This is a genomic window from Thioalkalivibrio sp. (assembly GCF_041685615.1).
In the GTDB taxonomy this organism is placed as follows: domain Bacteria; phylum Pseudomonadota; class Gammaproteobacteria; order Ectothiorhodospirales; family Ectothiorhodospiraceae; genus Thioalkalivibrio.
This window is the reverse complement of the sequence record NZ_JAWLFK010000008.1, coordinates 41,272-59,910: the sequence shown is the minus strand read 5'-3', so window position 1 is coordinate 59,910 and position 18,639 is coordinate 41,272. Positions and strand designations below refer to the sequence as shown.

Here is an 18,639-nt window from a genome sequence, read left to right as displayed (position 1 = left end):
CCGAGCCAGATACTCGGCCTGTTCGAGGTCATCCTCGACCAAATGGACGACCGGCGTGCGGCTCGGGTTTGCGGGGAGTACAAACGGGTCCGGGCCGTGGGAGACACCATGAGCCTGGCCGTGCGCGAGATCCCCGAGGCGCACGAGCTCGGGGCCAATGGCCGCCCACGCCTCATGCCCTGGCGGGGTGCCCGCCTCCACAATGTTCTTGATACGGGTTTCCAGTTCTCGCGAAGCGGCCGACATCGCGGCCAGGCCGAAGGTACCGGCACTGCCGGTCAGGCTATGGAGCTGATGGAGCAGGCTCTCCGCCAGGGAGGGCTCCCAGTCGGACGGGTCGAGCCTCTGGTACTGGCTGCGAAGGTTCTCCAGCTTGTCGGGAAGCGCTTCGGCAAACCGACGCTGCAGCTCATCTAAGGATCCGGACCCCGCAGACATGTCAGGCAGGCCCGTTGAAAGTGATCAATTTGATGGGACTTCCCGGCATGTTGTATGAATCTTTTACCTGACGACCATCCGCTATCAGAAAGCTAGCCGGGCGGTATGCAAGGAACGAATACCCTTTCCCATATCATGGTAATGTGCCCGGGCTGAACAGTACTCGCGCATGGATGTCACGGCCACTGATGGACACCGCGATTGAGCGCGTCCCGGATGGCCGAGACCAGCTTGCTGCCTTTAGCTGCCGTTAAGGGTCGCGCCGGTTAAAGGCATTGATGTCGTCCACCACGTCCTCCGGCGATGGCCGACAGGAGCCGGCCCTCGAGTATTCGACGGCCTGACGGTGCTGGCGCATCACGGCATGGAGTTCCTCGTGTTCCACCAGTGCCCGATAGCCCCCATCGCGGGAACTCAGGGACCGGAAACGGACGTTGTGGAAATGATGATCCCGCCGTTCGAACTGGACATTGACCGGCATCGCACCCCGGTCCGAAAACACGCCTCGATAGCGCCCGTCCAGGTACGTGGCGAGCGGCAGGCCGAGCAATACCCTGCCCGACGGGCGGGCCGCGGGATCGGGCACGTGTGCCGGTGCCTCGGGTTGTGCCGGAGGTGCCGGCGCATCGGCCAGTTGTCCGATCCGATACTGTTCCAGCGTGGCGGCGACCACGGACGCGGCCGTACGACCAGAAGCGGCAGCAGCAACACCGCAACGATCAAGACCCCGTTCCGAAAGGTCTGAACACGGGATCCGCTGCATCGGGGCAAGCCGCACCGGAACAGCCCGGGGGTGGAGTTGCACGAGGTCACCCCTGGGCAGGCTGCTGGATCCGGGAATACCAGTTCGTACCGGTCACTCCCACTCGATGGTGGCAGGGGGCTTGCCGGAGATATCGTAGGTGACGCGCGAGATGCCGGGGATCTCGTTGATGATGCGGCGCGAGACGTGGTCGAGGAAATCGTACGGCAGGTGGGCCCAGCGGGCGGTCATGAAGTCGATCGTCTCCACCGCGCGCAGCGCGACCACGTAGTCGTAGCGCCGGCCGTCGCCCATCACGCCCACCGACTTCACCGGCAGGAAGACCGCGAAGGCCTGCGAGGTCTGGTCGTACAGGTCGGCCTTGCGCAGCTCCTCGATGAAGATGGCGTCCGCCCGGCGCAGCAGGTCGGCATATTCCTTCTTGACCTCGCCGAGGATGCGCACGCCCAGGCCCGGCCCGGGGAACGGGTGGCGATAGACCATCTCGGTGGGCAGGCCGAGCTCGACGCCGATCTTGCGCACCTCGTCCTTGAACAACTCGCGCAGCGGCTCGACCAGCCCCAGCTTCATGTTTTCCGGCAGGCCGCCCACGTTGTGGTGCGACTTGATCACCTGGGCCTTGCCGGTCCTGGAGTCGGCCGACTCGATCACGTCCGGGTAGATCGTGCCCTGGGCCAGCCACTGCACGTTGTTCAGCTTCGCGGCCTCCTCGTCGAACACGTCGATGAACAGCCCGCCAATAACCTTGCGCTTGGCCTCCGGGTCCGCAATACCGGCCAGTGCATTCATGAAGCGGTCCTCGGCACCCACGCGAATGACATTGACACCCATGTGGCGGGCGAAGGTCGCCATCACCTGATCGCCCTCGCCCTCGCGCAGCAGGCCCGTGTCCACGAACACGCAGGTCAGCTGGTCACCGATCGCCTTGTGCAGCAGCGCGCCCACCACCGAGGAGTCCACGCCCCCGGACAGGCCCAGCACCACGTGGTCGTCCCCCACCTGCTCGCGCACCCGCGCGGCCATGTCATCGATGATGTTGTCGGCGGTCCACAGGGCCTCGCAGCCGCAGATGTCGTGCAGGAAGCGCTCGATAATGCGCTGGCCCTGGGTGGTATGGGTCACCTCCGGGTGGAACTGCACGCCATAGAAGCCGCGCTCCGGATCGGCCATGCCGGCGATCGGCGCGGCGTCGGTGGAGGCCATCAGGCGGAAGCCCTCCGGCAGTGCGGTCACGTGGTCCCCGTGCGACATCCACACGTCCAGCAGGCCGTAGCCTTCCGGCGTGGTGTGATCCTCGATGTCACGCAGCAGCGGTGTGTGGCCGCGGGCGCGCACCTGGGCGTAGCCGAATTCGCGACGCTCCGACGGCTCGACCCGGCCACCCAGCTGTGCCGCCATGGTCTGCATCCCGTAGCAGATGCCGAGCACCGGAACACCGAGCTCGAACACCGCATCCTCGGCCCGCGGCGGGTTGTCGACATTCACCGACTCCGGGCCGCCGGACAGGATCACCCCGGTCGGGTTGAAGGCGCGGATGTCGGTCGCCGGCATGTCCCAGGCATGCACCTCGGAGTAGACCCCGGCCTCGCGCACACGGCGGGCGATGAGTTGGGTGTACTGGGAGCCGAAGTCCAGCACCAGAATGCGGTGGGCGTGAAGATCCTGGGTCATGAGGTCATCCGGTATCCAGGCTTGCGGGGCGGGAGAGGGTCGGAGACCCGGCCAAGGGCCGGATCAGTCCATGCGGTAGTTCGGGGCTTCCTTGGTAATCGCCACGTCGTGCACGTGGCTCTCACGCATGCCGGCGGCGGTCACGCGGACGAAATGCGGCTTGGTCCGCATCTCCTCGATGTTGTGCGCGCCGACATAGCCCATGGACGAGCGCAGCCCGCCCATCAGTTGGTAGATGATCGCGACGATCGAGCCCTTGTACGGCACGCGACCCTCGATGCCCTCGGGCACGAACTTGTCGGCGGAGCTGTTCGGATCCTGGAAGTAGCGATCCGACGAACCCTGCTGCATCGCACCCAGCGATCCCATGCCGCGATAGATCTTGTAGGAGCGGCCCTGGTACAGCTCGACTTCACCCGGGGCCTCCTCGGTGCCGGCGAACATCGAGCCCAGCATCACGCAGTCGGCGCCCGCGGCGATCGCCTTGGCCAGGTCCCCGGAGAAGCGCACGCCGCCATCGGCGATCATCGGCACGCCGGTGCCCTTCAGTGCTTCGGAGACCTCGGCAATGGCCGTGATCTGCGGCACACCCACACCGGCCACGATGCGGGTGGTACAGATCGAACCCGGCCCGATACCAACCTTCACGCCATCGGCCCCCGCCGCAACCAGTGCCTTCGCGGCGTCGGCAGTGGCGATATTGCCACCGATCACCTGAACGTCCGGGTAATGCTTCTTCACCCAAGCGACACGGTCCAGCACGCCCTGGGAATGGCCGTGGGCGGTATCCACCACCAGCACGTCCACCCCGGCCTCGACCAGCGCGGCCACGCGCTCGTCCGTACCGTCACCCACACCGACGGCGGCGCCTACACGCAGGCGGCCGCGCTCGTCCTTCGAGGCATTCGGGTGCTCGGTGGACTTCTGGATGTCCTTGACCGTGATCATCCCGCGCAGCTGGAAGTCATCGTTGACCACCAGTACCTTCTCGATGCGGTGCTTGTGCAACAGCTCCAGCACCAGCGCGCGGTCGGCCCCCTCGGGCACGGTCACCAACCGGTCGCGCGGGGTCATGATCTCCGAGACCGGGGCATTCATGCGCGTCTCGAAGCGCAGGTCACGGGAGGTCACGATGCCCACCAGGTCGTTGCCGGAGACGATCGGCACGCCAGAGATGTGATTGGCGTCGGTCAGCGCGACCACGTCGCCGATGCTGGCATCCGGGCCGATGGTGATCGGCTCGCTGATCACGCCGCTTTCGTACTTCTTCACCTGCCGGACCTCGGCCGCCTGAGCCTCCACCGACATGTTCTTGTGCACGATACCGAGCCCGCCCTCCTGGGCCATGGCGATCGCCAGGTTGGCCTCGGTGACCGTGTCCATGGCCGCCGACACCACCGGCGCCGACAGGGTGATCTCGCGGGTGATCCGGGTACTCAGGTCGACATCACGCGGAACGACGTCCGAATGCCCCGGGATCAGCAGCACGTCATCAAAGGTAAGGGCTTCACCGAGTATCCGCATGCACCACTCCAGGACAGACCCGCCGGGACGCAGGGGGAAGGAAATCCCGGGGGAGATAAATAGCCCTTCAGTATAGAATTCGCACCCTCCCGCGACAAGCACGCCCACGCGTCCGGGGGCCGTATCGCAGACGCTACGGGAGCACCCTGATAGGATGCCGGTTCACCCGGAACCCTTCGCCAGGCGAAACCCCATGCCCGATCGCGCGCCCCCGGCCCGCATCACCCGACGCACCGCACTCGCCCTGTTGCTGGCCCCTGGCCTCGGCCTGGCCACGGCGTCGAGCGCACGGGCCGACTGGTGGCGCTTCGGCCAGGAGATGTTCCGCTCCCTCATCACCCGCCCACCGGAATTCTCGGGGCTCTCGACCGCGGAGCTGATCGAGGCCGTTCACGAGGCGCTGGTCATCGCGACTCACGCCGCCTCCGAGACCCTCAGCCGGCGCAACGGCTACTTCGGCAATCCGGACGTCCGCATCCCCCTGCCCGAGGTGCTCGCCACCACCCGCCGCTCGCTGGGACGCCTGGGCATGGCGGCGCCGCTGGACACCCTGGAGGAGCGCATGAATCGCGCCGCCGAGGACGCTGTATGGCAGGCGCGGGAACCCTTTATCCGGGCCATCTTCGCACTGGACCTGGGCGACGCCCGCGGCATCCTGCTGGGCGACGAGGACGCCGCCACCCGCCACCTGAAAACCCACATGCGCCCGCGCCTGACCGATGCCATGCGCCCCGAAGTGGAACAGAGCCTGGATGCCGTGGAGGCCATGACGACCTACCGCGAGCTGGAGTCGCGCATGCGCGACATTCCGTTCCTTGCGAACGTTCGCCTGGACCTGACCGGCCACGTGCTGGAACACACCATGAATGGTCTGTTCCACGCCATGGCCGAGGAAGAGGCTCGCCTGCGGGTCGATCCGATCGGGCGCGGCACGGATGTCTTCCAGCGCGTCTTCAGCCGCCTTTGACCGAGAAAACCGTGAGCGAGACCCCCGTCTTTTCCGTTACCGAGCTCAACCAGTGCGCCGACGGGCTGCTGCGCGACGGGCTCGGCGTGGTGCGCGTGGAAGGCGAGGTCTCCAACCTGCGCCAGTACGCCTCGGGACACCAGTACTTCTCGCTGAAGGACGAGAGCGCCTCGGTGAACTGCGTGCTGTTTCGCGGCAAGGCGCGCCAGGCCGCGCGCTTTGCCGACGGCGACGCAGTCCAGATCCGCGGGCGCGCCGGGGTCTACGGCGCCCGCGGGCAGTTCCAGATCATCGTCGAGGCCCTGCAACCGGCGGGCGAGGGCCGCCTGCTGGCCGCCTTCCAGCGGCTCAAGGAAAAGCTTGCCGCCGAGGGCCTGTTCGACGCGGGGCGCAAGCAGCCGCTGCCCGCCTGGACCCACCGCCTCGGCGTCATCACCTCCACCCAGGGCGACGTGCGCCACGACATCGAGCGCACCCTGGCACGGCGCTTTCCGTTGCTGCTCCCGGTCACGCTCTACCCCACCGCGGTACAGGGTGCCCAGGCCGCCGCCCAGATCATCGCCGCGCTCGAACAGGCCGCGGCCGAGGGCCGGGTCGACGTACTCATCCTCGCCCGCGGCGGCGGCTCGCTGGAGGACCTGCAGGCGTTCAACGAGGAAAGTGTCGCGCGCGCCATCGCCGCCTGCCCGATCCCGGTGGTCAGCGGCGTGGGACACGAGACCGACACCACCATCGCCGACTTCGTCGCCGACCTGCGCGCCTCCACGCCCACCGCGGCCGCGGAGGCCGTCAGCCCGGATGCCGCCACACTGCGCCACCAGCTCGCACGGGCCCGCGAACGCCTGACCGGACTGCTGGGCCAGCGCATCGCACGCCACCAGCAGGCCCTGACCGCCCTGCACACGCGCCTGGAGCGCCGCCACCCGCGCCAGCTCCTGGAGCGCAATGCCCAGCGCCTCGACGATCACCGCGAACGCATGTACCGCGCCTGGTCGCGCCTCGAGGAACGCGCCCGGGCACGGCTGCAGCGCGCCCAGCTGCGCCTGGCCGGGGCCTCGCCCGGCAACCGCCTGGCATCCGCGCGCATGCGCCTGGAACACCTGCACCAGCGCCTCGCGCGCGTGTGCCCGGACCACGACATCGCCCAACGGCGCGAGGCCCTCGCGCGGCTGCAGCGCCAGCTGCAAACCGCCGCTCATCAGGCCCTGGCGACACGTCAGCGGCAGCTGGAGGCCACCGCGCGCCAGCTGCGCTCGCTAGACCCGGAGGCCGTGCTGGAACGCGGCTACGCGATCCTGCAGACCCCGGAGGGCGAAGTCCTGCGCGGCGCGGACCAGACCGCCCAGGGCGAGCCCCTGAACGCCCGCCTCGCGCGTGGCCGCCTGGATCTCGAAGTCACCGGCACCCACACCGACGACTGAGGCGCGGTCTCCTGGTCTCTAACCACCGACGGCACCCAGACAATCGCGTGTAACAGGAAGACGGGAAGCGCGCGAAGGGGCAAGGAAGTGGGTAGCCTGGGGTCAGCACCTGCAAGGCCATCCCGGCCGCAGCGCAGCGGAGAGCCGGGATCTCCTGCGTCACGCACACCCCACCAACATGCCCGCCCCCACCGCCGGGAACCCGGATACCTGTTCAGCACACCCCAAATCCCGCGGGAGCGTGCTTGCACGCGAAGCCCCTGCCCGCGTCCGACTCTGGCAGGGGCTTCGCGTGCAAGCACGCTCCCACAACTGTGGTTCCACAGACCCACGCAGGACAGCAGCACCCGGCGTCGGTCAGGAGAGCAGGACGAGGTTGTCGCGGTGGATCAGCTCCGGCTCCAGCAGGTAGCCGAGCTCGGCCTCGATGCGATCGGCGCGCTGGCCGTGGATGCGCTGGATCTCGCTGGCCGCGTAATTGGTGAGCCCACGCGCCACCGCAACCCCATCCGGATCCACGCAGGTCACGACCTCGCCACGGCGGAAATCTCCCTCGACGCCGACCACCCCCACCGGCAGCAGGCTGCTGCCCGACTCGCGCAGCACGCGTGCGGCCCCGGCGTCCAGCTGCAACTGCCCGCGCGAATGCAGCTGATCCGCCAGCCAGCGCTTGCGCGCCGCCAGGGGTTCGCGGTCCGGCTTGAGCCAGGTCCCCAGGGGCTCGCCCTTGAGCACCCGCCCCATCACCTGCGCCTCGCGACCGGAGGCGATCACGGTATGCGTGCCGGACCGCGCCGCGCGCTCGGCGGCCAGCAGCTTGGTGGCCATCCCACCGCGCCCCAGGCGCCCGAAGTCGGCCGCGACATAGCGGTGCAACTCGGCGTCCGACGCCCGGCCCTCGTGGATCAGTCGCGCATCGGCATGTTTGCGCGGATCGCGGTCGAACAACCCATCCTGGTCGGTCAGGATCAGCAGCAGGTCGGCCACCACCAGGTTCGCCACCAGTGCGGCCAGGGTGTCGTTGTCACCCAGCCGGATCTCCTCGTAGGCGACCGTGTCGTTTTCGTTGACCACCGGGATGGTGCCCATCTCCAGCAACGCCTGGATGGTGCTGCGGGCATTCAGGTAACGCGAGCGATCGGCCAGGTCGTCGTGGGTCAGCAGGACCTGCGCGGCGTGCAGGTCGTGGCTGGCGAACTCGCGTTCGTAGGCCTGCACCAGCCCCATCTGCCCGACTGCCGCGGCCGCCTGCACGTGGTGCAGCTGGTGCGGGCGTTCGGCCATGTCCAGCCGGCGCATGCCCTCGGCGACTGCGCCGCTGGAGACCAGGATCACCTCCAGGCCGCGCCGGCGCAGCGCCGCGATCTGGTGCGCCCAGGACTCGAGCGCCGGGCGGTCCAGCCCGGCGCCGTCGGCCGTGATCAGGGCACTACCGATCTTCACCACCACCCGGCGGATCGCCGGGAGGTCGCGCAGGCCCGGCGCTGTCACGCGGGGTCCTCCGGGTTGGCGATCGCGTCGCGCCGGCCGGCGTCGGCGGCCGCCTGCACCGTCTCCTCGATGTGGCGCATGACCGCCTGCAGCAGGACATCCACGCCATCGCCGGTCGCCGCGGAGATCGTGAACACCGGATGCCCCCCGCCCTGGTCCGCACGCACGCGTTCCACCAGGGCCTCGAGGTCCTCCGGATCCAGCAGCTCCTTCTTGTTCAGCACGATCCAGCGCGGCAGCGCCGCCAGATTGTCACTGTGGCGTTCCAGTTCGGTGATCGCGGTGCGCAGGTCCACCAGCGGGTCGGCCTCCGGATCCGGCGGGGCCACGTCCACCACGTGCAGCAGCAACCGGGTGCGGGCCAGGTGCTTGAGAAAGCGCGTACCCAGCCCCGCGCCCTCGGCCGCTCCCTCGATCAGTCCGGGGATATCGGCGATCACGAAGCTCTGGTTCACGCCGATGCGCACCACGCCCAGTTGCGGGATCAGGGTGGTGAACGGGTAGTCGGCGATCTTCGGCCGCGCCGCCGAGGCCCGCGCCAGCAACGTGGACTTTCCGGCGTTCGGCAGGCCCAGCAGGCCGACATCGGCCAGCACCATCAACTCCAGCGACAGCTTGCGCAGCTCGCCGGGAGTGCCCGGCTTGCTCTGGCGTGGCGCCTGGTTGGTGGAGGACTTGTAGCGCGTGTTGCCCAGTCCGTGGAAGCCACCCTGCGCGACCAGCAGGCGCTGGCCCTCGTGGGTCACGTCACCCAGGATCTCGTCGGTCTCGGCATCGCGTACCTGGGTGCCGACCGGCACGGGGATCTCCAGATCCTCGCCGGAGGACCCGGTACGCTGCCGCCCCATGCCGTTCTCGCCGCGCTGGGCATCAAACCGGCGCTGGTAGCGAAAATCGGCCAGGGTATTCAAACCCTCGTCGCCCACCAGCCACACCGATCCGCCATCGCCCCCGTCACCCCCGTCGGGTCCGCCAAAGGGGATGTACTTCTCGCGGCGGAAGCTGACACAGCCGTTTCCGCCGTCGCCGGCCTTTATGGTAATGGTGGCCTCGTCGATGAACTTCATTGCTTGCTTCCCGCAGTACAGAACAAAAAAAGCCCCGTCGAACGGGGCTTTTCGCGAACGCTTCGCTGTCCGGCCGGCTTACTGCTGCGGCTGGATGCTCACGAAACGGCGGTTGTGCGGGCCACCCACCTTGAAGACGACCTGGCCGTCAACCTTGGCGAACAGCGTATGGTCCTTGCCGCAACCCACGCCCTCGCCGGGATGATACTGCGTCCCGCGTTGACGAACGAGGATGTTGCCGGCGCGCACGACCTGACCGCCAAAGCGCTTCACGCCCAGGCGTTTGCTCTCGGAATCGCGCCCGTTGCGGGTACTCCCGCCTGCCTTCTTATGTGCCATGGTTCAGCTCTCCTGAATGCCTGCGCCCGATCAGCCGGCGATGCCGGTGATGCGCACGGTGGTGTAGTGCTGGCGATGCCCCATCTGCTTCTGGGAGTGCTTGCGTCGCCGGAATTTCATGATGTGGATCTTCTTGGCACGGCCATGGTCTTCGACCTTGGCCGTGACCTTGCCACCGTCCACCAGCGGGGCCCCGACGCGGACATCGTCACCCGCACCGACCATCAGCACCTGGTCGAACTCGACCTCGGAACCGGCCTCGGCCTCGAGCTTTTCGATGCGAATCACGTCGCCTTCGGCGACGCGGTACTGTTTACCACCTGTTGCGATGATCGCGTACATTTCCCTGGGACTCCGTTGCGATACCTTGTGTGGACCAGCCGACTGGGACTGGTCTCGCGAAAGGGCGGAAATGCTAGCAGCGCTTCCCTCGCGGGTCAATGCCGACGAGACACCAGGACGGGCGCCACGCGTGCGGGCCCGCACGCGGTGGAGCCGGGACTCACGCGAACTCCCGGCGCCCCGGTCCAAGCCGTAGCGGCCCGGGCGCGGGTCCAATCGACATCCGGAGACCCGCTCGTGCACGAACTTGTACATTCGGCAGCGTTTCCCTAGCATGCCTTCGCCCCTCCCGACCACCTCTAGGGAAACACTGATCCATGTACACACTCGCGCTGGAACCCCAGGTTTTCCGAGACAAGGCGCGGTGCGCAGCCGGTAGTGGCTCTACCGGCAAGGGCCGCAAGGCAGGATCGGGGAACCTGGGCTGCCAACCCCACAAGCGATTGAATGCAGGGGCTCGGTCGCCCGTTGTTGACGAAAGCGGACGCGCGCACGGCGTTGCGGCTCCCTTGTGCAGAACGACTGCACGGCCGTCGCCGCGCCTTGTTCGCACGCAAAAGCGACTCGAGCGCGCGTGTGTACATGGATCAGTGTTTCCCTAGAGCCTGCTTGCCTACCCCCATGTCCATTGATGCGATCCGAGAACTGGCGGCCGACGACATGCAGGCCGTCGACCAGTGCATCCGCGAACGCCTCAGCTCGCCGGTGGTACTGATCAACCAGCTCGGGCACTACATCATCCACTCGGGCGGGAAGCGCCTGCGTCCCCTGCTGGCCACCCTGTCGGCGCGCGCCTGCCGGGTACAGGGGCAGGATCCGGTCACGCTGGCGGCGGTGGTGGAGTTCATCCACACCGCGACACTGCTGCACGACGACGTGGTGGACGCCTCCGAGATGCGCCGCGGCAACGAGACCGCCAACCATATCTTCGGCAACGAGGCCGCCGTCCTGGTCGGCGACTTCCTCTACTCGCGCGCGTTCGAAATGATGGTCGAGGTCGGCTCGATGCGCGTCATGGAGATCCTCTCCCACGCGACCAACGTGATCGCGGAGGGCGAGGTGATGCAGCTGATGAACTGCCACGACGCCGGGGTCGACGAGCAGCGCTACATGCACGTGATCCAGTCGAAGACCGCCAAGCTGTTCGAGGCCGCCTGCCAGCTGGGTGCCATCCTGGGCGAGCGCTCGGAGACCGACGAGCAAGCGCTGGCTCATTACGGCATGCATCTGGGCACGGCCTTCCAGCTCGTCGACGACGTGCTCGACTATTCCTCCGATGACGCGGTGACCGGCAAGCGCATGGGCGACGACCTCGCCGAGGGCAAGCCCACGCTGCCGCTGATTCATGCGCTGCGCGTGGGCACGCCCGATCAGGCGGCCATCGTACGTGGCGCGATCGAGGACGGCGGCCGCGACCAGGTCGATGCCGTCCTGCAGGTGGTGCACGCAACAGACGGCCTGGCCTACACCCGCTCGCGCGCCGAGGCCGAAACCGACGCCGCGATCGAGGCAATCTCCACGCTCCCCGAGTCCCCGCACCGTCAGGCCCTGATCGACCTGGCCCGGTTCGCCGTCGGCCGCAACCACTGATCCGGACGGTCGAACCATTTTCACTGCCCGAGGGCATGGACAGCCCCGAAGAGGCCCGGCATAATAGCGGGCTCGGTTCGGAGTGTAGCTCAGCTTGGTAGAGCACTGCCTTCGGGAGGCAGGGGTCGAAGGTTCGAATCCTTTCACTCCGACCAACCTTCTTCTTGACCCTGGATCTCCGGCCTGTGGCCCACTGCAAACGGCCCGCCCCGGAGACCGCCAAGTCCCGATCACATACAGATCCCGCGGACACGTCCATGACCGCCAATGCCCCGGCCGCTCGCGGCACTCTCTACATCGTTTCCGCCCCGTCCGGCGCCGGCAAGACCAGCCTCGTCGCCGCCCTGCTGGAATCGGTGGAAGCCGTGGAAGTCTCGGTCTCGCACACCACACGCAAGCCACGCGCGAGCGAGGTCGACGGACAGCACTACCACTTCGTCACCGCCGAAACCTTCCTCGGGATGATCGAGGACGGACAGCTGCTGGAACACGCCAAGGTCTTCGACAACTTTTACGGGACCGCACGGGCCAGTGTCGACGAACGCCTGGACGCCGGCATGGACGTGATCCTGGAGATCGACTGGCAGGGCGCGCGCCAGGTGCGCGCGGCCGTGCCGGACGCCCACTCCATCTTCATCCTGCCGCCCTCGCGCGACGAGCTGGAACGCCGCCTGCGCGGCCGCGGCCAGGACGAGGAAGACGTGATCCAGCGCCGCCTGCGCGACGCCGAATCCGACTGCACGCATTTCCGCGAATACGACCACACCGTGGTCAACGCCGATTTTGACCAGGCCGTGCGCGATCTGGCCTGCATCTTCCGCGCCAATCGCCTGCGCACCGTGGAACAGGAGGTCCGATCCGCACCGACGATCGGGAATCTGTTGGCGGGCGCGCCGGGGTCGGCGTAACATGCTGGAGTGTAGTCCGCTACACTCGTTTCAAGAACTTACTGACCGGAGTATCCGATGGCACGCGTCACCGTCGAGGACTGCCTCGAAAATGTCGAAAACCGCTTTCAGCTGGTGCTGATGGCCGCCCGCCGGGCCCGTCACATCGCCCACGGCAAGGAAGCGCGTGTCCCCGAGGACAACGACAAGCCCACGGTAATCGCCCTGCGCGAGATCGCCGCTGGCGTGGTCGGCACCGAGGTGTTCGACGAACACGATGAACGGCCCCAGAACCAGATGCTGGACTTCAGCACCATCCGCCATCTGGAACAGCTGGAAGCCGACGAACGCTAGGAGAGGGTTTTCAATGGCCGCTGGGCAGCCAGCCGCGCCCGGGGCCGTCTCGACGGCAACGGGCGACTCGACCCGATTCCTGATCAGCGATTTGTGTGCCGAACTCGAGGCCTATCTCGAGCCGGACGAGATCGAGGAGGTCTATCGCGCCTATCTCCTGGGCGCGGAATCCCACGAAGGCCAGACCCGCAAGACCGGCGAACCCTACATCTATCACCCGCTTGCCGTGGCCCGCACCATGGCCGAGATGCGGATGGACCACCAGGCCATCAGCGCCGCCATCCTGCATGACGTGATGGAGGACACCGCCACCAGCAAGGACCGCATCTATACCGAGTTCGGCGAGGAGGTCGCGGAACTGGTGGATGGCGTGTCCAAGCTGACCCATCTGCAGTTCCAGTCCAGGGCCGAAGCCCAGGCGGAAAACTTCCGCAAGATGATGCTGGCGATCACCCGCGACATCCGGGTGATCCTGATCAAGCTGGCCGACCGCCTGCACAACATGCGCACCCTTGGCGTCATGCGCCCGGACAAGCGCCGCCGCATCGCCAAGGAAACCCTCGAGATCTATGCCCCGATCGCGCAGCGCCTGGGCATGAACGCCATCCGCCGCGAACTGGAGACACTCGGGTTTTCCGCCAAGCACCCCTGGCGTGCCGCGGTGCTGGAACGCGCCGTTCACCGCGCCGGCGGCAATCGCCGGGAGCCGATGCGGAACATCGAGCAGGCGATCTGCTCGCGCATGGAGGCCGCCGGCATCGTAGGGCGCATCTCCGGGCGCGAGAAGGGCCTGTACAGCATCTACCGCAAGATGCGCGACAAGCACCACTCGTTCGAGGACGTATTCGACGTCTTCGCCATCCGCATCATCGTCGACGACGTCGACACCTGCTACCGCTCCCTGGGCGTGGTGCACAACCTCTACAAGCCGGTACCGGGGCGCTTCAAGGATTACATCGCGATCCCCAAATCCAACGGATACCAGTCGCTGCACACCATCCTGTTCGGTCCGCAGGGCATCCCCATCGAGGTCCAGATCCGCTCCACCGAGATGGATCGGGTGGCCGAGAGCGGCATTGCCGCGCACTGGCAGTACAAGGCTGGCGGCGAGTCCACCCGCACCGCCCAGAGCCGGGCTCGCGAGTGGCTCAAGGATGTGCTCGAGATCCAGAACAGCGTGGGCAATTCCATCGAGTTCCTGGAGAACGTGAAGGTCGACCTCTTCCCCGACGAGGTCTACACCTTTACCCCCGGGGGCGACATCCTCGTCCTGCCGCGCGACGCCACCCCGATCGACTTCGCGTACGCCGTGCACTCGGACATTGGCAACCGCTGCGTGGCGGCCAAGATCGACCGCCAGCTGGCACCCCTTTCGGTGCGCCTGCAAAGTGGCCAGACGGTGGAGATCGTCACATCGGCCGGCGCCCGCCCCAACCCGGCCTGGCTGTCGTTCGTGGTCACCGGCAAGGCCCGCACCGGCATCCGCCACTGCCTGAAGTCCATGCAGTCCGAGGAGGCCCGCACGCTTGGCGAACGCCTGCTGGAGAAGGCCCTGGAATCCCTGGAGACCAGCCTTGCCCGCGTCTCGCCGGCGCGCCTGGATCAGATGCTGGACGCGATGCAGCTGGAGGATCTGGACGCCCTGCTGATCGACATCGGCCTGGGCAACCGCATGGCCTCGCTGGTGGCCCGCCAGATGGTGGGCAAGGAAACGCCCGAGCCCGCGACCGACGCCCCCCCCGCGACGCTGGCGGTCAAGGGCACCGAGGGGCTGGTACTGAATTACGCTCGCTGCTGTCACCCGATCCCCGGCGACCCGATCATCGGCCAGCTGAGTGCCGGACGCGGCCTGGTGGTCCACCGCGAGAACTGCCGCAACGTGCTGCACGAAAGCCGCGATCGCGGCGACCGCACGATTGCGCTGGAATGGTCCCACGAGCCCCAGTTGCAGTTCACCGCCGCCGTGCGCACCCGTACCGCCAACCGCCGCGGGGCTCTCGCCGACATGGCCGCAGTCATCGCAGACCATGGCTCCAATATCGAGCACATCTCGTTCAACGAGCAGGACGGCCATTCCACGGCGATGACCTTCCTGCTGACCGTGCGCGACCGCCAGCATCTGGCCCAGATCATGCGGGGCCTGCGCCGGCTGTCCGACGTCCTGCGCATCTCGCGTCAGCGCGGCTGAGCCGGATTACGCCCGTTGGTCGATCCGCCACCCGGCGGGCGGGCTTCTTGCAGACACCCCCTGCGCAGCGGAAGATCACGGCATGATCGTCGACATCCTCAATGAAACACTGGGCGTCGCGCTCGCCGCGGCCCCCTGGCTGTTGCTGGGTCTGCTGGCCGCCGGCGCGGTCAAGGCCCTGATCCCGGAAGCGGCCCTGCAGCGCTGGCTCGGCGGCGCCGGTCTGGCGGCCACCGCCCGCGCCGCCGTGGTCGGGGCACCGTTGCCGCTTTGTTCCTGCGGGGCCATCCCCACCGCCCTGGCCCTGCATCGCGGCGGCGCCGGGCGCGGGCCCACCACCGCCTTCCTGATCGGGACGCCGGGTGTCGGCGTGGACTCGCTCGCCATCAGCTACGCCCTGCTGGGCCCCGTAATGGCCATTGCGCGCGCCCTCGGCGCCATCGTCACGGCTATCACCACGGGACTACTGGTGGGGCGCACGCACGGCGCGACGGACCACTCCGGGGCGACCGACGCGGACACCTGCGGGGGATGTTGCGCGACCGACACGGGCTGCGCTACTCCCGAAACCCCGGAACGCCTCGCCGCACGGCTTCGCAGCGGACTGCACTATGCCTTCCACGACGTCCTCGACGATATCCGCCTGTGGCTGGTGATCGGCCTGCTGGTCGCCGGCGCCCTGCTCGCCCTGGTGCCGCCGGCCACACTGGCCGCCTGGGGCTCGGGCCTGGCAGCGATGCTGGTGATGGCCGTCATCGGCATCCCGATGTACCTTTGCGCGACCGCCGCCACGCCCATCGCCGTGGGCCTGATCACGGCCGGGGTCTCGCCCGGCACCGTGCTGGTTTTCCTGCTGGCGGCGCCGATCACCAGCCTGGCGACGCTGGGCGTGTTCCGCCGCGAACTCGGTACCCCGGCGCTGGTGCTCTACCTGACCGGAATCGCAGCTACCACCATTGCGCTGGGGCTCGCCCTCGACGCCGGACTGGCCCGTACCGGGGTCGACGTCACCACCCAGATGGGCGCTGCCGGTGAACTGCTGCCCGCCTGGCTCGAATGGAGCACCCTGATCATCCTGAGCGTGCTGGCCACACCGGTCCTGCGCCGGTGGCTGGACCGCCTGATCCCCCATCCACAGCCGCGGAGCGCGTGAATGTCCAATCGTTCCATCGGACTCGATGAACCGCTGTACCGCTACCTTCTGGAGCACTCGCTGCGCGAGCCCGACGTACTGGCGCAGCTGCGCGCCGAAACGGCAAGCCTGCCCGAGGCGAACATGCAGATCGCCCCGGAACAGGGGCAGTTCATGGCGCTGCTGGCGCGGCTCATGGGGGCACGGCGCTATCTGGAGATCGGCACCTTCACCGGCTACAGCGCGCTGGCCATCGCCCTCGTCCTGCCGGAGGAGGGCGAAGTCGTCACCCTGGACAAGAGCGCAAGCTGGGCCGCCACGGCCCGCCATTACTGGGAACGCGCCGGGGTTGCCGGACGCATCCGGCTCGAGCTCGGCGAGGCCCGCAACACATTGCAGGCCCTGGAGGCGGCCGGCGAGACTGGCCCCTTCGATCTGGCCTTCATCGACGCCGACAAGACCGGCTACCCCGACTATTTCGAACACTGCCTGCGCCTGGTACGCCGGGGCGGGCTCATCCTGATCGACAACACCCTGTGGCACGGTACCGTCGCCGACCCGGACAACCAGCGCGACGACACCTGCGCGATCCGCGCCTTCAATGACGCCCTGCACCACGACGAGCGCATCGACCTCTCGCTGGCCCCCATCGGCGACGGCCTGACCCTGGCCCGCCGCCGTTGAAGCAGAGGCTGCTCTGGATTCACCACAGAGGACACAGAGACGACGGAGAAGGGATGCAAGGCAGGGGGTTCAATGGCCGGCTCATCGACCACGAAGCCTTACAGGCAAAGGCCGCTGTCGCCAAGGCCGCGGCGGCAGATGGCGCGACGTTCTACCGACCGCACCACCCAGCCTGCCTCCGTCTCGTCCAGGCCCAGGCGAAACTCGTAGGCACTGACGGCGTCGTCGCGCAGCCCGGTCAGGCGGACCTCCGCATGTTCCGGGCGCGGCTGGTCGATCTCCAGCCCCGCATAGTCGATCGCCAGGCCGGAAGCCCAGCGGCTGGCCGCCAGCCACTCCATCACGGCGGCACCCGGCACGACCATGGGCTCCAGCGACGGCACCGCGCGTGCCTCGAAGGCCGTGGGGGCCGGGTCCCAGCCCTCCGGCGCGGTACGGTCATCGGGGGCCGAAGCCGATGTGGCACACCCCGCCAGCAGGCTCACCGGAAATACCCATGTCGCTTGCCATCCCCGACGCATCACGTGGCCCCTCTCGCAAAAACAACCTGGCGGGAAACATACCGAAGCCAGAAACGTCCTACCATGGCAGATATACATCATCGGTCGGCCGCCCCGCGGTGACCCCGGAGGATCCCGTCATGAAAGACTTCCTACTGCGCCCTGTCCTGCTGACCGGCCTATGCGGCCTGATGCTGGCCGCGGCCCCCCTGTACGCCACCGACAACGACACCCACACGGAGGACGGCACGGCGGTCAGCAATGAACAGGATACGGCGATGGAGGACGACGCCACCGCCAGCGAGATGGAGGAACTGCGCGAGGCGTGGGCCGAAACCCGCGAGGAGCTTCAGGAGGAAGGCGAAGACGTGGGCGAGGCGACCCGCTCGCGCACCCGCGAGACCCTGGACGCGATGGACCGCGAGCTGCACCGGCTGGGTAACAACATCCGCAAAGGCTGGGACGACCTGAGCGAGGCGACCCGCGAACGCCGCGAACGGGCCTATGACGACCTGGTCGAGGAACGTGACCGCCTGGCCGAGTGGTCCGGCGAGATGCGCGAGCGGTCCTCCAGCGCCTGGGGCGGCATCCGCGAGGGCGCCCTCGATGCCTGGGGCGGCATCCGTGACGGCTCGCGCAAGGCCTGGGGCTCGGTGCGCGATGCCTTCCGCGCGGACGACGAGCCAGCTGACGGTACCGGCGAACCGGACGTTCAGGACTGATGCCGGGCCAGCATCCGATCCGCGGCGGCTTCGCCGGCGCGATGCTGCTCCTGTCCGTCGCCGGACTGGCGGGATGCGACGGGTTCGACGGGGTTTCCGGGACACCCGACCACCTCGAGCGCACCACCGACCCGGAGGTCCTGCAACGCGGGGAACGCCTTTACCAGGAGCACTGCATCGCCTGCCACGGGGCCCAGCGCGAGGGCGCCGAGGACTGGCGCCAGCGCAACTCCGATGGCACGCTGCCACCGCCCCCGCTGGATGGCAGTGCCCACACTTGGCACCACCCCTACTGGCAGCTGAAGGACATCATCCGCTATGGGGCCGAGGCGCGCGGCGGGGCCATGCCCAGTTTCGAGGACACGCTCTCGGAGGACGACGTCGAGTCAATCATCGCCTGGCTGCAATCGCACTGGCCGGACGAGATCTTCGAGGCCTGGACACGCTACGACCGCAACCACCCGACCCAGGCGGACTGGGAGGAGGCCATGGACGAAGCCTGGGTGACCCACGCCGACGATTGATGCGGACCTCCCGCCGTGCCCCTACAATAGCCACG

19 protein-coding genes and 1 tRNA gene are annotated in these 18,639 nt (G+C 67.9%); 11 read left to right on the top strand and 9 right to left on the bottom strand.

Annotated elements, in window-relative coordinates:
• The 4 genes from ACESLR_RS03020 to guaB all read right to left on the bottom strand — a co-directional run.
• A partial coding sequence (locus ACESLR_RS03020) for an Hpt domain-containing protein (protein WP_373066627.1) occupies positions 1–438 on the bottom strand: 438 nt, incomplete at its 3' end.
• 250 nt (positions 439–688) lie between these two features.
• Entirely contained in the window at positions 689–1,111 is a 423-nt protein-coding gene (locus ACESLR_RS03015) for a hypothetical protein (protein WP_373025185.1), read from the bottom strand.
• A 183-nt stretch (positions 1,112–1,294) separates the two neighbouring features.
• Complete coding sequence (gene guaA, locus ACESLR_RS03010) at positions 1,295–2,872, bottom strand: glutamine-hydrolyzing GMP synthase (protein WP_373025184.1); 1,578 nt, start codon at positions 2,870–2,872, stop codon at positions 1,295–1,297.
• Positions 2,873–2,935: 63 nt separating this feature from the next.
• A complete protein-coding gene (guaB, locus tag ACESLR_RS03005) occupies positions 2,936–4,396 on the bottom strand; it encodes an IMP dehydrogenase (RefSeq protein WP_373025183.1) in 1,461 nt (486 codons plus the stop codon).
• Between the two features lie 193 nt (positions 4,397–4,589).
• On the opposite strand from guaB, the gene ACESLR_RS03000 reads away from it, so the two are divergent.
• Both ACESLR_RS03000 and xseA read left to right on the top strand, forming a co-directional pair.
• On the top strand, positions 4,590–5,363 hold the full coding sequence (locus tag ACESLR_RS03000) for a DUF4197 domain-containing protein (protein WP_373025182.1): 774 nt from the start codon (positions 4,590–4,592) through the stop codon (positions 5,361–5,363).
• Between the two features lie 11 nt (positions 5,364–5,374).
• Positions 5,375–6,784: an exodeoxyribonuclease VII large subunit gene (xseA, locus tag ACESLR_RS02995; RefSeq protein WP_373025181.1), complete on the top strand. Its 1,410-nt coding sequence runs from the start codon at positions 5,375–5,377 to the stop codon at positions 6,782–6,784.
• A gap of 357 nt (positions 6,785–7,141) precedes the next feature.
• On the opposite strand, the gene proB is transcribed toward xseA, so the two are convergent.
• The 4 genes from proB to rplU form a co-directional block, all read right to left on the bottom strand.
• Entirely contained in the window at positions 7,142–8,275 is a 1,134-nt protein-coding gene (gene proB, locus ACESLR_RS02990; protein ID WP_373025180.1) for a glutamate 5-kinase, read from the bottom strand.
• On the bottom strand, positions 8,272–9,342 hold the full coding sequence (gene cgtA, locus ACESLR_RS02985; protein ID WP_373025179.1) for an Obg family GTPase CgtA: 1,071 nt from the start codon (positions 9,340–9,342) through the stop codon (positions 8,272–8,274). Before cgtA ends, proB begins: the two co-directional genes overlap by 4 nt.
• Positions 9,343–9,420: 78 nt before the next feature.
• Positions 9,421–9,681: a 50S ribosomal protein L27 gene (gene rpmA / locus ACESLR_RS02980; protein ID WP_017941884.1), complete on the bottom strand. Its 261-nt coding sequence runs from the start codon at positions 9,679–9,681 to the stop codon at positions 9,421–9,423.
• A 30-nt stretch (positions 9,682–9,711) separates the two neighbouring features.
• Entirely contained in the window at positions 9,712–10,023 is a 312-nt protein-coding gene (gene rplU, locus ACESLR_RS02975) for a 50S ribosomal protein L21 (protein WP_018146302.1), read from the bottom strand.
• Between the two features lie 621 nt (positions 10,024–10,644).
• Between rplU and ispB the strand changes: the two genes are divergently transcribed.
• From ispB to ACESLR_RS02940, 7 genes are all read left to right on the top strand, one after another.
• Positions 10,645–11,613 carry an octaprenyl diphosphate synthase gene (ispB, locus tag ACESLR_RS02970; RefSeq protein WP_373025178.1) on the top strand — a complete coding sequence of 323 codons (969 nt, stop codon included), beginning with the start codon at positions 10,645–10,647 and terminating at the stop codon, positions 11,611–11,613.
• A gap of 78 nt (positions 11,614–11,691) precedes the next feature.
• Positions 11,692–11,768 (top strand) — tRNA-Pro (locus tag ACESLR_RS02965).
• Positions 11,769–11,870: 102 nt separating this feature from the next.
• Positions 11,871–12,521 carry a guanylate kinase gene (gene gmk, locus ACESLR_RS02960; RefSeq protein WP_373025177.1) on the top strand — a complete coding sequence of 217 codons (651 nt, stop codon included), beginning with the start codon at positions 11,871–11,873 and terminating at the stop codon, positions 12,519–12,521.
• Positions 12,522–12,578: 57 nt separating this feature from the next.
• Positions 12,579–12,854, top strand: a complete 276-nt coding sequence (rpoZ, locus tag ACESLR_RS02955) for a DNA-directed RNA polymerase subunit omega (RefSeq protein ID WP_017941888.1) — start codon at positions 12,579–12,581, stop codon at positions 12,852–12,854.
• Positions 12,855–12,867: 13 nt separating this feature from the next.
• Positions 12,868–15,042 carry a bifunctional GTP diphosphokinase/guanosine-3',5'-bis pyrophosphate 3'-pyrophosphohydrolase gene (spoT, locus tag ACESLR_RS02950; RefSeq protein ID WP_373054242.1) on the top strand — a complete coding sequence of 725 codons (2,175 nt, stop codon included), beginning with the start codon at positions 12,868–12,870 and terminating at the stop codon, positions 15,040–15,042.
• Positions 15,043–15,124: 82 nt separating this feature from the next.
• Positions 15,125–16,195 (top strand): SO_0444 family Cu/Zn efflux transporter, encoded by a 1,071-nt coding sequence (locus ACESLR_RS02945; RefSeq protein WP_373025175.1) that lies wholly within the window; start codon positions 15,125–15,127, stop codon positions 16,193–16,195.
• Positions 16,196–16,858 (top strand): O-methyltransferase, encoded by a 663-nt coding sequence (locus ACESLR_RS02940; RefSeq protein WP_373025174.1) that lies wholly within the window; start codon positions 16,196–16,198, stop codon positions 16,856–16,858. It abuts the gene before it with no gap.
• A gap of 98 nt (positions 16,859–16,956) precedes the next feature.
• Here ACESLR_RS02940 and ACESLR_RS02935 read toward each other — a convergent pair whose 3' ends face one another.
• Positions 16,957–17,379: a hypothetical protein gene (locus ACESLR_RS02935; RefSeq protein WP_373025173.1), complete on the bottom strand. Its 423-nt coding sequence runs from the start codon at positions 17,377–17,379 to the stop codon at positions 16,957–16,959.
• Between the two features lie 119 nt (positions 17,380–17,498).
• Here ACESLR_RS02935 and ACESLR_RS02930 point away from each other — a divergent pair, with 119 nt between their 5' ends.
• Complete coding sequence (locus ACESLR_RS02930) at positions 17,499–18,080, top strand: hypothetical protein (protein ID WP_373025172.1); 582 nt, start codon at positions 17,499–17,501, stop codon at positions 18,078–18,080.
• On the top strand, positions 18,080–18,604 hold the full coding sequence (locus tag ACESLR_RS02925) for a c-type cytochrome (RefSeq protein WP_373025171.1): 525 nt from the start codon (positions 18,080–18,082) through the stop codon (positions 18,602–18,604). The genes ACESLR_RS02930 and ACESLR_RS02925 overlap by 1 nt, the downstream gene beginning before the upstream one ends.
• The last annotated feature ends 35 nt before the right edge of the window (positions 18,605–18,639 follow it).